The organism is Methylocystis sp. Sn-Cys (genome assembly GCF_016745395.1).
GTDB classification, from domain to species: Bacteria; Pseudomonadota; Alphaproteobacteria; order Rhizobiales; family Beijerinckiaceae; genus Methylocystis; species Methylocystis iwaonis.
Map to the genome: position 1 here is coordinate 981,976 of NZ_JAERVJ010000001.1, position 13,137 is coordinate 995,112.

The 13,137-nt window shown below is 64.6% G+C and carries 11 protein-coding genes and 2 tRNA genes; 8 read left to right on the forward strand and 5 right to left on the reverse strand.

Translation table 11 applies throughout. The features are described from left to right. Positions 1-12 precede the first annotated feature (12 nt). Positions 13-1,509 (forward strand): CoA-acylating methylmalonate-semialdehyde dehydrogenase, encoded by a 1,497-nt coding sequence (locus JJT62_RS04595; protein WP_202071463.1) that lies wholly within the window; start codon positions 13-15, stop codon positions 1,507-1,509. A 15-nt stretch (positions 1,510-1,524) separates the two neighbouring features. After that, the gene (gene mmsB / locus JJT62_RS04600) at positions 1,525-2,400 is read left to right on the forward strand and encodes a 3-hydroxyisobutyrate dehydrogenase (RefSeq protein WP_202071464.1); all 876 of its coding nucleotides are present in this window, start codon (positions 1,525-1,527) and stop codon (positions 2,398-2,400) included. 55 nt (positions 2,401-2,455) lie between these two features. Here mmsB and JJT62_RS04605 read toward each other — a convergent pair. After that, a tRNA-Ser gene (locus JJT62_RS04605) sits at positions 2,456-2,545 on the reverse strand. A gap of 206 nt (positions 2,546-2,751) precedes the next feature. Here JJT62_RS04605 and JJT62_RS04610 point away from each other — a divergent pair. Continuing rightward, positions 2,752-2,841 (forward strand) — tRNA-Ser (locus tag JJT62_RS04610). Between the two features lie 47 nt (positions 2,842-2,888). Here JJT62_RS04610 and JJT62_RS04615 read toward each other — a convergent pair. The 3 genes from JJT62_RS04615 to JJT62_RS04625 form a co-directional block, all read right to left on the reverse strand. Then, the gene (locus tag JJT62_RS04615; RefSeq protein WP_202071465.1) at positions 2,889-3,248 is read right to left on the reverse strand and encodes a type II toxin-antitoxin system PemK/MazF family toxin; all 360 of its coding nucleotides are present in this window, start codon (positions 3,246-3,248) and stop codon (positions 2,889-2,891) included. Continuing rightward, complete coding sequence (locus JJT62_RS04620; protein ID WP_202071466.1) at positions 3,245-3,469, reverse strand: antitoxin MazE family protein; 225 nt, start codon at positions 3,467-3,469, stop codon at positions 3,245-3,247. Before JJT62_RS04620 ends, JJT62_RS04615 begins: the two co-directional genes overlap by 4 nt. A gap of 112 nt (positions 3,470-3,581) precedes the next feature. Then, complete coding sequence (locus JJT62_RS04625; RefSeq protein WP_202071467.1) at positions 3,582-4,619, reverse strand: aldo/keto reductase; 1,038 nt, start codon at positions 4,617-4,619, stop codon at positions 3,582-3,584. A gap of 142 nt (positions 4,620-4,761) precedes the next feature. On the opposite strand from JJT62_RS04625, the gene JJT62_RS04630 reads away from it, so the two are divergent. Then, positions 4,762-5,667 (forward strand): LysR family transcriptional regulator, encoded by a 906-nt coding sequence (locus tag JJT62_RS04630; RefSeq protein WP_202071468.1) that lies wholly within the window; start codon positions 4,762-4,764, stop codon positions 5,665-5,667. A gap of 28 nt (positions 5,668-5,695) precedes the next feature. On the opposite strand, the gene JJT62_RS04635 is transcribed toward JJT62_RS04630, so the two are convergent. Further along, positions 5,696-6,694, reverse strand: coding sequence for an aldo/keto reductase (locus JJT62_RS04635; RefSeq protein WP_202071469.1), 999 nt, complete (start codon positions 6,692-6,694; stop codon positions 5,696-5,698). Positions 6,695-6,798: 104 nt separating this feature from the next. On the opposite strand from JJT62_RS04635, the gene JJT62_RS04640 reads away from it, so the two are divergent. The 4 genes from JJT62_RS04640 to JJT62_RS04655 form a co-directional block, all read left to right on the forward strand. Next, positions 6,799-7,434, forward strand: a complete 636-nt coding sequence (locus tag JJT62_RS04640) for a TetR/AcrR family transcriptional regulator (protein WP_202071470.1) — start codon at positions 6,799-6,801, stop codon at positions 7,432-7,434. Between the two features lie 203 nt (positions 7,435-7,637). After that, the gene (locus JJT62_RS04645; protein WP_202071471.1) at positions 7,638-8,126 is read left to right on the forward strand and encodes a CBS domain-containing protein; all 489 of its coding nucleotides are present in this window, start codon (positions 7,638-7,640) and stop codon (positions 8,124-8,126) included. A gap of 89 nt (positions 8,127-8,215) precedes the next feature. Further along, complete coding sequence (gene ftsH / locus JJT62_RS04650) at positions 8,216-10,090, forward strand: ATP-dependent zinc metalloprotease FtsH (protein WP_202071472.1); 1,875 nt, start codon at positions 8,216-8,218, stop codon at positions 10,088-10,090. 391 nt (positions 10,091-10,481) lie between these two features. Continuing rightward, the coding region (locus JJT62_RS04655) for an Ig-like domain-containing protein (protein WP_202071473.1) at positions 10,482-13,137 on the forward strand (2,656 nt) is incomplete at its 3' end.

Below are 13,137 nucleotides of genomic sequence, written 5' to 3' on the forward strand. Positions count from 1 at the left end.
AGGAAAATAAAGATGCAGGAGCTGACGCATTTTATCGGAGGGCGTCGCGTCCTCGGACGCTCTGGCCGTTTCGTCGACCTTTACGAGCCGATGACCGGCGCGGTCAGGACTCGCGCGCCGCTGGCTTCATCCGAAGAGGTTCACGCCGCCGTCGCCGATGCGCGGGCCGCGCAGGCCGAGTGGGCGGCGGTCAATCCACAGTGGCGCGCGCGCGTCATGATCCGCTTTCTGGAGATCTTGGCGCGAGAGCAGGACGCCCTCGCCAAGCTCCTTGCTTGCGAGCATGGCAAGACGATCGCCGATGCGCGCGGCGATATTCAACGCGGCCTGGAGGTCGTCGAATTTTGCGTGGGCGCGCCGCATCTCCTCAAAGGCGACTACACGAATTCGGCTGGCGCCGGCATCGACATCGCCTCCATGCGCCAGCCCATTGGCGTGGCGGCGGGGATCACGCCGTTCAACTTCCCGGCGATGATCCCGATGTGGATGTTCGCGCCAGCGATTGCTTGCGGCGACGCCTTCATTCTCAAACCGTCGGAGCGCAATCCCAGCGTGCCGTTGCGTCTCGCGGAGCTGATGCTGGAAGCCGGCCTGCCGCCGGGCGTCCTCAACGTGATCAACGGCGACAAAGAGGCGGTCGACGCGCTCCTCGATCATGTCGACGTCGAAGCGATCGCCTTTGTCGGCTCGACGCCAATCGCAGAATATGTCTATGCGCGCGCGGCGGGGAACGGCAAAAGGGCGCAATGTTTCGGCGCTGGAAAAAACCACATGGTTGTCATGCCGGACGCTGACATGGACCAAGCCGTCGATGCGCTGGTTGGCGCGGGTTACGGCTCGGCTGGCGAGCGCTGCATGGCGGTTTCCGTCGCCGTGCCGGTTGGTCAATCGACGGCGAAGGAGCTGCTGCGTCGGCTGACGCCGCGAGTCAAGTCCTTGAAGGTCGGTCTGTCGACGGATGAAACGGCGGACTTTGGGCCGCTGATCTCGAAGGCTCATCTCGACAGAGTGCAAAACTACGTTTCGCTCGGTGTTTCCGAAGGCGCCAAGCTCCTCGTCGATGGGCGCGGTTTCAAGATGCAGGGTTATGAAAGCGGCTTCTTCATCGGCGGCTGTCTGTTCGACGAGGTCGAGCCCAGCATGCGAATCTACCGGGAAGAGATCTTCGGCCCCGTGCTCTCGGTCGTGCGCGCGGAGAATTACCGACAGGCGCTCGCGCTTGTCGATCAGCACGAATATGGCAATGGCGCCGCCATATTCACTAGGTCGGGCGATGTTGCGCGGGATTTCGCCTCGCGCGCCAAAGCCGGGATGATCGGCGTCAATGTCGCGACGCCGACGCCGCTCGCCTATTACACATTCGGCGGCTGGAAACGCTCTTTCTTTGGCGATCTCAACCAGCATGGCGCGGATGCGTTTCGCTTCTTTACGAGAACGAAAACCGTCACCTCGCGCTGGGCTGGCGGCGGCAGGGAAGGGGCGAATTTCGCCTTTCCGACGATGTCCTGAGCAAGGAGAGCCCATTTGTCTCGCATCGCCTTCATCGGATTGGGCGCCATGGGGCTTCCGATGGCCGCCAATCTCTCGGCGTCGGGCTATGAAATCGCGGGCTTCGATTGCTCGGCCTCCGCCCGCGATAAGGCGGCGCGCCAAGGCCTCCGGCTCAGCGACTCGATGGAGCAGGCGGCCAAGGGCGCCGACGCAGTTGTGACGATGCTGCAAAACGGCGGCCAGGTTCTATCCGTCTGGAAGGGATTGCTTGGACTTGCAGCCGATGCGCTCTTCATCGATTGCTCCACCATCGATCTGGCGAGCGCCCGACGCGCCCATGGCCTGGCGCGCGCGCGGGGCGCGCTATCGGTGGACGCGCCAGTTTCGGGCGGAGTCGCCGGCGCACAGGCGGGCAAGCTTACTTTTATGTGCGGGGCCGAACTAGAGGCTTTCGAGAAGGCCCAGCCAATCCTGCAAAGCATGGGCGCGCGCATCGTGCGTTGCGGCGGCCCAGCGCTCGGGCAGGCGGCGAAGATTTGCAATAATCTGATGCTCGGCGTCGCCATGGCCGCCACGGCGGAGGCTTTTACCCTCGCCGAGCGGCTCGGACTTTCCAGCCAGGCGCTTTTCGACGTGGCGTCGGTCTCGTCGGGACAATCCTGGTCGCTGACGAGCTATTGCCCCGTGGCCGGATTGACGCCGGATTCGCCCGCCAACCGGGGCTACAAGGCCGGCTTCCAGACGAAGCTCATGCTCAAGGATTTGAGGCTCGCCGAAATGGCGGCTGCGGGTTCCGGGCTCGAGACGCCCATGGCTTCAGCCGCGGCTCGGCTCTATTCTGAGTTCGAGAGCGAAGGGGGCGGGGAAGACGACTTCTCCGGGGTGATTCAGGCGATGCGGCGGCGTTGAGGCGCAAGCAGTCCCCGCGGCGGGGAGCGCAGACGACGCCGAGTGATTGAATTTGTGGCGGAGAGGGAGGGATTCGAACCCCCGATACAGTTGCCCGTATGCCGCATTTCGAGTGCGGTGCTTTCAACCACTCAGCCACCTCTCCGGCGCGCCGATTCGGCCCCAAGGGGCCACAGCTTTGTGGTGAGGGGCCCCTTAACACGCAAATCGACGCGTGATCAAGCGGGAGTCGCGCCATTGGCGCAACTGAAGCGCCGTTTGGACGTAAAAGACGGAAATTTGGGCGCAAGAGGGATAATTTCGATCTCGGCAATTGCGTTCCGAGCCGCCATGAATATATTGCGCGCCAACGGAGGGGTGGCCGAGTGGTTGAAGGCGCACGCCTGGAAAGTGTGTATACGGGAAACCGTATCGCGGGTTCGAATCCCGCCCCCTCCGCCATTCCATTTCCGCTTGATTGGCTCGCATGCCGCGCCTCGCGGCGCTTCTCATCGTTCCCCTTTCCGGCCCGTTCTCGACGACGCCGCCAAGCCGAGGAAAACCATCACAGCCTGGTTGAGCCGGACCACGTCCTCGTCGTCCAGCCGGCCGATCCGCTCTCCGGCCTTGGATTTCGGGACGGTGGTAATCTTGTCCACCATCAGCCGAGAGGAGGAATTTAGCCCGTTGCGCTCGTTTGGCTCCACCAGAAGCCGGAACAGAGGCGCTTCGGTCGGGTCCGTGGTGAAGGCGCAGATCGTGATCGAATCCGTGGCATCGAAGCTGTCGTCCTGCACGATGACGACGGGGCGAGGCTTGCCTGCGTAGTGCTTGCCGCCGGAAACGGTCCAGATGTCTCCCCGCCTCATTCTTCGTCCCAGTCGGACACGGCGTCGATGAACGCCTGATCTTCGGCAGCATGGGCGCTCGCCGCCACGGCCAGAGATTGCCGGTGCGCCTCAGATCGGAAGGACGACGCCCGCACGTCCGGCACCCAAATCTGGATCGGCCGCAGGCCTTGGGCGCGCAGCCGGTCTCGGTGCTCCCGCACCTTCACCTTGATGGGCTTCGCGCCTCTCGCCTGCACCATGATCCGATCCTCTGATAAAGTTACATGTAACCCATCGGGAGGCGCCGGGCAAGGGGAACAGATCGGTTTGGCAGTCCGGGATGCCGATCTCGCGCAAAACCCCGACGGGCCCTCAACCCACCATACCCGGATTGAGGCGGGTGAACCCTTCCTGCCGCCGGTAAGGGAAATGCGGATAGGGCGCCGCAACGGCGCTCGCTTCGTCGAGCGTGGCGATCTGTTTGGCGGAAAGCGTCCAGCCGATTGCGCCGAGGTTCTGGCGAAGCTGATCCTCGTTGCGCGCGCCGATGATCACGGAGGAAACTGTCGGGCGCTGGATGAGCCAGTTGATCGCCACCTGCGGCAGGGTCTTGCCGGTTTCCGCCGCCACCGCCTCCAGCGCATCGACGACGCGGTAAAGATAATCGTCCTCGACCGGCGGGCCGTACTGAGCGGTGTCGTGCAAGCGGCTTCCTTCCGGCAATGGCGCGCCGCGCCTGATCTTGCCCGTGAGCCGTCCCCAGCCAAGTGGACTCCACACCAGAGCGCCGAGACCCTGATCGGCCCCGAACGGCATGAGATCCCACTCGTAATCGCGGCCGATCAGCGAGTAATAGACCTGATTGGCGACATAGCGCGGCCAGCCGTAGCGGTCGGCGACCGCCAGCGCCTTCATGATCTGCCAGCCAGAGAAGTTCGACACGCCGACATAACGGACCTTGCCGTCGCGCACGAGCGTATCGAGCGTGGACAAAACTTCCTCCACGGGCGTCGCCGCGTCGAAGGCGTGCAACTGCAAGAGGTCGATATAGTCGGTGCCGAGCCGCCTCAGCGCGTCCTCGACGGCGCGGATCAGGCGGAAACGCGACGAGCCCGCGTCATTCGGGCCGTTGCCCATCGGCAGGCTGGTTTTTGTCGAGATAAGCGCGTGATCGCGCCGCCCCTTCAGCGCGGCGCCAAGCGCCTCCTCGGAGGCGCCGTTGGAATAGACGTCGGCCGTGTCGAAGAGGTTGACGCCTGCGTCCAGGCAAATGTCGACGAGACGGCGCGCTTCGTTGGCGTCGGTAGTGCCCCAGGCGCGGAACAACTGCCCGACGCCGCCGAATGTGGCGGCGCCGAAGCTCAAAACTGGAACTTTGAGACCGGATCGACCGAGCGAGCGATATTCCATTGAATGATCCTTTCAAATGCGAGGGGGGATCGCCGGAACGAAGCCTGCGCGAGACCAACCCGGAAGACGTTCCCAAGATAGACGCCGCGCTGAAGGCGACATAGAATGCCAATAGGAACATCACTTATGAATTGAATGACCAATGACGCGGCCAGAGATCAACCGTTCCGGCGAGATGGAGGTCTTCGTTTGCGTTGTGGAGCGCGGAGGGTTCTCCGCCGCCGCACGCGCGCGCCGCATGACGCCTTCGGCGGTCAGCAAGCTCGTCTCCCGTCTGGAAGCTCGCCTTGGCGCAAGGTTGGTCAACCGTTCTACCCGCGCCTTTCAGCTCACGCCGGAGGGATGCGCATTCTATGAGCGGGCGGCGCGCATTCTGGCCGACATCGAGGACGCCGAACGTAGTGCAGGCTCGGGCGAGCAGCCGGTGGGTCGAATCCGGCTCACTGCCAACGCCTCCTATGCCACGCATATCTTGGCGCCGATCCTGCCCGAGTTTTTGGACCACTATCCCGGTGTCACGCTCGATCTCATCCAAACCGATATGGTGGTGGATCTGCTGGCGGAGCGAACCGACGTGGCGGTTCGCGCGGGACCGCTGAAAAGCTCCAGCCTTGTCGCCCGAAAGCTGGGCGATACGGCGATGGTCGTCGTCGGCGCGCCTGCTTATCTCGCCCGCTTCGGCGAGCCGAAGACGGTGGACGAGCTCGACCGTCACAACCGCCTCGGCTTCAGCTATGTCCGCACAGTCGATGGCTGGCCAATGCGCAAGGACGGCGAAATCACCGTCGTTCCCACCGTGGGGCGCGTGCAAGCGAGCGATGGCGAGGCGCTGCGGCGGCTGGCGCTTTGCGGCGCAGGGCTTACGCGTCTCGCCAGCTTTACCGTGCGCAAGGATATCGACGCCGGCCGCCTTCGGCCGGTTCTCGAACATCTGAACCCCGGCGACCGGGAAGCCTTCCATGCCGTCCACATCGGGCAGGGCGGGCCGCTCCCCTCGCGGGTAAGGGCGCTCCTCGACTTCTTGGCGGAAAGAGGGAAGGTTTTATGACTCGGTCTCCGGTTATTCCTGAGAGCGATTACGTGCGCCACATCTTAACGATCTGGGGCGGGTAGCGGTCTCCCTCGATTGCCCCCGGCGCGAAGAGACGGTCCAGGGCGGCGCGGTCGTCGGCCGAGAGAAGGATGTCGGTCGCCTCGAGATTCTCGCGAATGCGGCTACGGTTGCTCATGCCCATCAGCGCCACGATGTCCTCGCCCTGCGCCAGCACCCAGGCGGCGGCGAGTTGCGTGGGCGTGCAGCCCTTCGCGGCGGCGATTTTCACGAATTCCGCGACAAGACCAAGATTTTTCGCGAGCGCGTCACCCTGGAAGCGCGGCGTCCAATTCCGGGCGTCGCCGGGCGGCAGCGGTCCCTTGATCGCGCCGGTGAGAAGCCCCTGCACGGCCACGCTGTAGGCGACGACGCCGACGCCAAGCTCGCGCGCCACTGGTAGCAGGTCGTCCTCGATGGCGCGCCCGGCCAGCGAATATTCGACCTCGACAGCCGTCACCGGATGAACCGCATGGGCGCGGCGGAGCTGCTCGCCGGTCACCTCGGACAGGCCGAGATAGCGGACCTTGCCCTCTTTGATGAGATCGGCGATCGCGCCAACTGTCTCCTCGATCGGGGCCGAGGTTGGAATGCGGCCGGGCTGGTAGAGGTCGATCACATCGGTGTTGAGCCGCTCCAGCGAATAGGAGCAGAAGTTCTTGACCGCGCGGGCGCTGACGTCGAGGCCAAGCGGCGTTCCGCTCGGCGCGACCATCATGCCGAATTTGACGCTGAGAAAAGCCTGGTCGCGCCGACCACGCAGCGCGTCGCGCAGCAGCAATTCATTGTGACCCATGCCGTAAAAGTCGCCGGTGTTGACCAACCGGATCCCGGCGTCGAGCGCCGCCTGGATCGTCGCGACGCTCTCGGCGTCTCGCGCCGCATCGTGGCGGCCCGGCTGCGGGCGCAACGGCGACATCCCCATGCAGCCGAGGCCGAGCGCCGGCAGTTCAGGTCCGTCCTTCCCTAATCGCCGCAGCTTCAACGGAATGTTCCTTTTGCTAGAATGATCGCTCTATCTTTATATCCACGACGGGAGCGGCGGGTCAAGATTCCTAGAGCGTCCGCTCTAGTTTTTGGAAGGGCAGCATGAGAAAGCTCGATCCCGCCCGGCACGATCAAAAGCGGCAGGAAATTCTGTCGGCCGCCAGACGCTGCTTCGAGCGCAGCGGGCTCAAGGGCGCCTCGATCGCGCACATTTGCAAGGAGGCCGGAATCAGCCCGGGCCACCTCTATCATTATTTCAAAAGCAAGGACGCGATCGTCGCCACGCTCTCCGAGGCCTGGCTCGACAACATCGGCCGGCGCTTCGAGCAATTGCCGATCGAGGAGGACGGCGTCGTGCCGTCACTCGTCGAGGAAATCAGCCAGCTCGTTCCCAGCGGGCCGAACGCCCGTTCGCAGCTCGTCTTCGAAATGCTCGCGGAGAGCACGCGCAACGCCGGCATGGCGAAGCTGGTGCAGGCGCACAGCCGCAGGCTGCGCAGCATTCTGGCAAATGTGCTACGGCAGGGGCAGCAGCGGGGAGCGATCGATCCGGCCCTCGATCCCGAGACGACGGCGACGATCATGATCGCGATGATCGACGGGTTGAAAGCGCTGCCCCTTCGTGATCCCGAGGCCGATCGCCGCGCTGTCGCGGACATGTTGCAGCAGACGCTTGCGGCCATGCTGAAACGCGATGCGGCGGAAAAGACGGGCGAAATATCCGGTCGCAGGCGATAACCGGCGCCCGCTCCAGACGCCCTGCCGATAAGGCCGTTTTTCGAGTTGCGCTGCGGTTGCTCGCCAGGACAGGGTCGCGACCGCTTGCACGAAGCCGAGCATGCTCAGGTTGTGAAACGCCGCATTGAACATACTTGACAATGACAGGCGCCGATCGAGCCATCCTCGCGGCCCCGGAGCCGAACATGCGCGCGAAAGATATTATGACGACAGACGTGGCCTTCGTTGAGAGCGATGCGACCATGCGCGACGTCGCGCGGCTGTTGATCGAGAAATCGATCAGCGCCGCGCCGGTCCTCGAGGCGGGAAAGCCCGTCGGGATGATCAGCGAGGGCGACCTCGCCGCCGCCAATGAGCTGCGCCGGAAGGAGCGCGCCCAATGGTGGCTCGCCCAATTAGCGGAAGGCGAGCCGCTGGATGAGAAATTTCTGGCCGCCGCCCGGAGCGACAATCGTTGCGTCAGAGCGCTGATGTCGCATCCGGTCATCTCGGTCGCCGAAACAGCGGAGGTCGAGGAGGTCGCGCGCCTGATGGAGGCGCATAAGATCAAGCGGGTTCTCGTTTGCGACGACGGCCGGATGGTCGGGATCGTAACGCGAGCGGATATTGTGCGCGCTATCGCGGCGGAGCTGGAGGCCGCCTTCCGAACGCCGCCGGTGACGGAGCAGGGCAGGGTGGTCGCCGCCGATTGAACGGGCGTGCGGCAAGGTTATGCTCGAGCAGGCTTCCCGGGACGGGATCGGCCGGCGTCCGGCATGGCGTTTGGTGGGGAAAAACCGTTATGGATCAATCCAGCGACAAGCCGAGGACACGTTTCGACATCGGCTATTTCCTGCTTGCCCTCTCGGCGATCCTCCTCATCCACCAGCTTCTGGACACAAGCAGCCGCGTCCAAATTGTCTCTTACAGCGAATTCTACGACATGCTGCGTGAGGGAAAGATCGCCGATGTCGAGGTCGGCGAAAAAACTGTGCGCGCCACATTGAAAACGCCGATGCCCGACGGGCGCAAGGACATTTTCGCCCGTCGCGTCGACCCGAATTTCGCTCAAGAGCTCGAAGCCGCGAAGGTGAAATATTCCGGGGCCGCCGAAAGCACCTGGGCGTCGACTCTTCTTTCCTGGATTTTGCCGGCGACGATTTTCTTTCTCATTTGGAGCTTTGTTTCCCGCCGCCTCGGGCAGGGGCTCGGCTCCATCATGTCCGTCGGGCAGAGCAAGGCCAAAATCTTCGTCGAAAAGGATATTCGGATCGGCTTCCGCGACGTCGCCGGCGTCGATGAAGCCAAGGAAGAGCTTCAAGAGATCGTGGCGTTTCTCAAAGACCCGGCGACCTATGGCCGGCTCGGCGCGCATGTGCCCAAGGGCATCCTCCTCGTCGGCCCGCCCGGAACAGGCAAGACCTTGCTGGCGCGCGCGGTGGCGGGCGAGGCGGGGGTTCCCTTCTTTTCAATCAACGGCTCGGAATTCGTCGAAATGTTCGTGGGCGTCGGAGCCGCGCGCGTTCGCGATCTCTTCGCGCAGGCGCGCGCCACCGCGCCTTGCATTATCTTTATCGACGAATTGGATGCGCTCGGGCGCGCCAGAGGGATTTCCGGCCTGAGCGGCGGCCACGACGAGAAAGAACAGACGCTCAACCAGCTCCTGAGCGAACTCGACGGCTTCGATCCAACGGTCGGCGTGGTGCTGCTCGCCGCGACCAATCGCCCGGAGGTGCTCGACCCGGCCCTTTTGCGCGCGGGGCGTTTCGACCGTCAGATCTCAGTCGATCGGCCAGACAAGAACGGCCGGGTCGCCATTCTTCAGGTGCATTTGGCAAAGGTCAAATTGGACGGCGACGTGGATGCGGCGCAGATCGCGGCGATGACGCCGGGGTTCACCGGCGCCGATCTCGCCAATCTGGTCAATGAAGCGGCGATGCTGGCGACGCGGCGCAAGGCGACGGCGGTTTCGGCCGCCGACTTTACCGCGGCGATCGAGCGCGTTCTCGCCGGCCCCGAGAAGCGCAAGCGCATTCTCAATCCGCGTGAGCGGCGGATCGTGGCTTATCACGAGATGGGCCACGCCATTGTCGCAATGGCGCTGCCGGACGTCGATGCGATCAAGAAAGTCTCGATCATCCCGCGCGGCCTCGGGGCGCTCGGCTATACGATGCAAATGCCAACAGAAGATCGTTATCTGATGACGCGGACGGAGCTGCTCCACCGCATGACCGTGCTGCTCGGCGGTAGAGCGGCTGAAATGCTCATTTTCCAGGAGGCGACGACCGGCGCCGCAGATGATCTCCAACGCGCCACGGAGATGGCGCGCGCCATGGTCACGCGCTACGGAATGGAGGAAGAGCTCGGGCGCGCGTCTTTCGTCGTCGAACGCCCGCGTTATCTGGATTTACAGGGTCTCGGTCCGCAGCAATCGGAAATGAGCGACGAAACCAGCGCAAGGATCGACGAAGCGATCGGCCGTCTCGTCGAGGAGGCGTTCGAGCGGGCGACCGAGGTTCTGCGCGCTTGCGCATCCGTGCATCGCGAGTCGGCGGAGCGTCTGCTCGAAACGGAAACCTTCGGCGAAGAAGACCTTGGCGCGTTGTCGGCGCGGGTGAAAGCGATCGTTTCCGCGCAAGCCGCGATGCATGTCGGCGTGAGCGATTCCGCTCCATGAGAAAATGGCGCAAGGTTTATTCGAAGGCTATTCTAATTTGTTCCCGGACTCATTTGCGTCGTTTGTAAACAAGCGGACGCAGGCCGGGTGAAAATTCCCATGGGATTGCCTGGGTCGGTTCCATTGCCGAGTTAAAGCGATTTTTTGAAGCTAAACTGGAAGCCTGATCAGGCTGGATCAAAAACAGTTCCTCCACACGCAAGACACCCGCTTCGGAAGCGCACACACTCGCGACCGATATGGAATCCACTGAACGACGGCGGCCGCCGAGGTCGTCGTTGCGTCGCCGATCGGTTCGAGCGCCGCGTCGTCGAGCCAATGTGTTTTCTTTTGCATCGTGTTGATGGAGGCCCGCACGCAGAGCGGCGCAAGGCTTCCACGGAGGGCTGGGATGAAGCTTCGCACGCAAGTCGTCAATTCTGGATCGCACTCCGCGCACACGGTCATTCTTTCCGGGAAGAGGGCCACTCTGGATGCAGGCCATGCCGAGCGCGTGGCTTTGGCGCTTCACGCCAACAGGGTTGCTGTTTACGAGCGTCAGGGCGACGATCTTATTCTCGTGTTGACGAATGGCGAATGGATCCGCCTGAACAATTTCTTCAGAGACGACGCGGACGGCCGTCCGGTCTTGTTTCTGGAAAAAGACGACTGCGCGGAAGCGGACGCCGAGGGCGTCGACGGCCGCTACATCGAAATAAACTTCAGGGACGACCGCCAGGGAATCCTTCAACCGATCCTGCCGGAGGAATCATGCGCGCGCATCGATGATCAAAGCGCGCCGGAGCACGCCGGCGGCCTGCCCGATATGGCGCTCTTGCCGTTGGCGCTGCTCGGCGCCGGAGGCGCCGCGGCTGGCGTTGCGGCCGCCGGGGGCGGCGGCGCATATCCTTTCGCCTGGTTTCCGCCCGCCGCGCCGGTTGCGCCTGCGGCGCCGACGTTGACGCTCTCCGACGCCAACGCCAACGGCCGACCGGAAGTCGCGGGGACTGCGGCGCCCGGCTCAACGGTGACGGTGACTTGGCCCGACGGCTCTACGTCCGTAGCGACGGCGGACGCGTCCGGCCATTACACGGCCGAGTCGCCGACGGTTCAGCCGAATGGCGCAGTGTCAGCGGTGGGGACTAGCCCCACTGGCGCAACCAGTCCGTCGGCGACGGCGACCTATACGGACACGACGCCCCCCGCGGCGCCGACGCTTGCCGCCATAGACGCCAACCTCAACGGCCGGCCCGAGGCCTCGGGGACGGCCGAGCCCGGCTCCACCGTAACGCTGACCTGGCCGGACGGAACGACATCTTCCGTGACGGCCGACGCCTCGGGTCAATACACGGTCGAGGCGCCGACAGTGCAGCCGACCGGGCCGGTGACCGCGACGGCGACGGACATCAACGGCAATGTGGGTCCGGCCGCCTCGACGATCTTTATCGATCCGCCGACGCTCGCTGTGTCCGACGCCAACGCCAACGGCCTGCCGGAAGCGGCGGGCGTGGCGGGGCCCGGCTCGACGGTGACGGTGACCTGGCCGGACGGCTCGATTTCGACGACGGTGGTGGACGCCGCTGGTCAATATGCGGTCGAGGCGCCGACAGTGCAGCCGAGCGGCCTGGTGACGGCGACGGCGACGGATCTCGCCGGCGAGGTAAGCCCAGCCACGACGGCGACCTATACCGACACGACCCCGCCGGCGCTGACGCTCGCTGTCGCCGAGGCGAATAGTTACGATCAGCCCGAAGCCTCGGGCGCCTCGGAGCCCGGCGCGACGGTGACCGTCACCTGGCCGGACGGTTCGACCTCGACGACGGTCGCCGATTTGGCGGGCCATTACCTTATCGAGGCCCCAACAGCCCAGACCAGCGGGTTGGTGACGGCGACGGCGACCGACATCAACGGAAACACCGCTCCCGCTGCGACAGTTGATTATATCGACTCCATCGCAACGAGGATCGCGAGTTTCAGCGATAGCGTCGGCGCGAACCGGGGTGATTATGCGAGCGGGACCGCGACGGACGACGCCTCGCCGGTTCTGCACGGCGCGATTTCCGCGCCGCTGCCGCTGGGCGAGGAAGTGCGCGTCTATGAGGGCGCGACGCTGGTCGGGACGGCGAGCGTCTCGGGGACGAGTTGGACGCTGGCGCTTTCCGGCCTCTCGGAAGGAACGCACAGCTACACGGCGGTGGTGGCGGACGCGGCCGGCATTGATGGTCCGATCTCGTCTCCCTTCGTGGTGACGGTGGACACGACGGCGCCGACGGCCACCAGCGTCATCGCCAGCTTCACCGACAATGTGGGGACGCAGCAGGGGAACTATGCCAGCGGGGCGGCGACGGACGACGCGTCGCCGGTTCTGAACGGAACGCTGTCGGCGCCGCTGGCGGCGGGCGAGGAGCTTCGTGTCTACGAAGGGGCGACGCTCATTGGGACGGCGCGCGTCTCGGGGACGAGCTGGGCGCTGGCGCTCTCCGGGCTCTCGGAGGGAACGCACAGCTACACGGCGGTCGTCGCCGACGCCGCCGGCAACGAGGGGACGGCGTCGTCGCCCTTCGCCGTGGCGGTCGATACGACGGCGCCGGTAACGACGGCGACGATTGCGACCTTCACGGACAATGTCGGGTTGCACCAGGGCGATTACCCCAGCGCGACGAGCACCGACGACGCGTCGCCGGTTCTGAACGGAACGCTGTCGACGCCGCTGGCGTCGGGCGAGGAAGTGCGGGTCTACGAAGGCGCGACGTTCATTGGGACGGCGAGCGTCTCGGGGACAGGCTGGACGCTGGCGCTCTCCGGTCTCGCGGAAGGGACGCACAGCTACACGGCGGTGGTGGCGGACGCAGCCGGCAATGAGGGGACGGCGTCGTCGCCCTTCGCCGTGGCGGTCGATACGACGGCGCCGGTAACGACGGCGACGATTGCGACCTTCACGGACAATGTCGGGTTGCACCAGGGCGATTACCCCAGCGCGACGAGCACCGACGACGCGTCGCCGGTTCTGAACGGAACGCTGTCGGCGCCGCTGGCGGCGGGCGAGGAGCTGCGGGTCTACGAAGGGG

Excerpts from the sequence above, each read along its gene's own strand:
- JJT62_RS04645 (WP_202071471.1), top strand. The coding sequence starts at position 7,638 with ATGACGACAGACGTGGCCTTCGTTGAGAGCGATGCGACCATGCGCGAC.
- ftsH (WP_202071472.1), top strand. The coding sequence starts at position 8,216 with ATGGATCAATCCAGCGACAAGCCGAGGACACGTTTCGACATCGGCTAT.
- JJT62_RS04595 (WP_202071463.1), top strand. The coding sequence starts at position 13 with ATGCAGGAGCTGACGCATTTTATCGGAGGGCGTCGCGTCCTCGGACGC.
- JJT62_RS04615 (WP_202071465.1), bottom strand. The coding sequence starts at position 3,248 with ATGAGGCGGGGAGACATCTGGACCGTTTCCGGCGGCAAGCACTACGCA.
- JJT62_RS04620 (WP_202071466.1), bottom strand. The coding sequence starts at position 3,469 with ATGGTGCAGGCGAGAGGCGCGAAGCCCATCAAGGTGAAGGTGCGGGAG.
- JJT62_RS04630 (WP_202071468.1), top strand. The coding sequence starts at position 4,762 with ATGACGCGGCCAGAGATCAACCGTTCCGGCGAGATGGAGGTCTTCGTT.
- JJT62_RS04625 (WP_202071467.1), bottom strand. The coding sequence starts at position 4,619 with ATGGAATATCGCTCGCTCGGTCGATCCGGTCTCAAAGTTCCAGTTTTG.
- JJT62_RS04640 (WP_202071470.1), top strand. The coding sequence starts at position 6,799 with ATGAGAAAGCTCGATCCCGCCCGGCACGATCAAAAGCGGCAGGAAATT.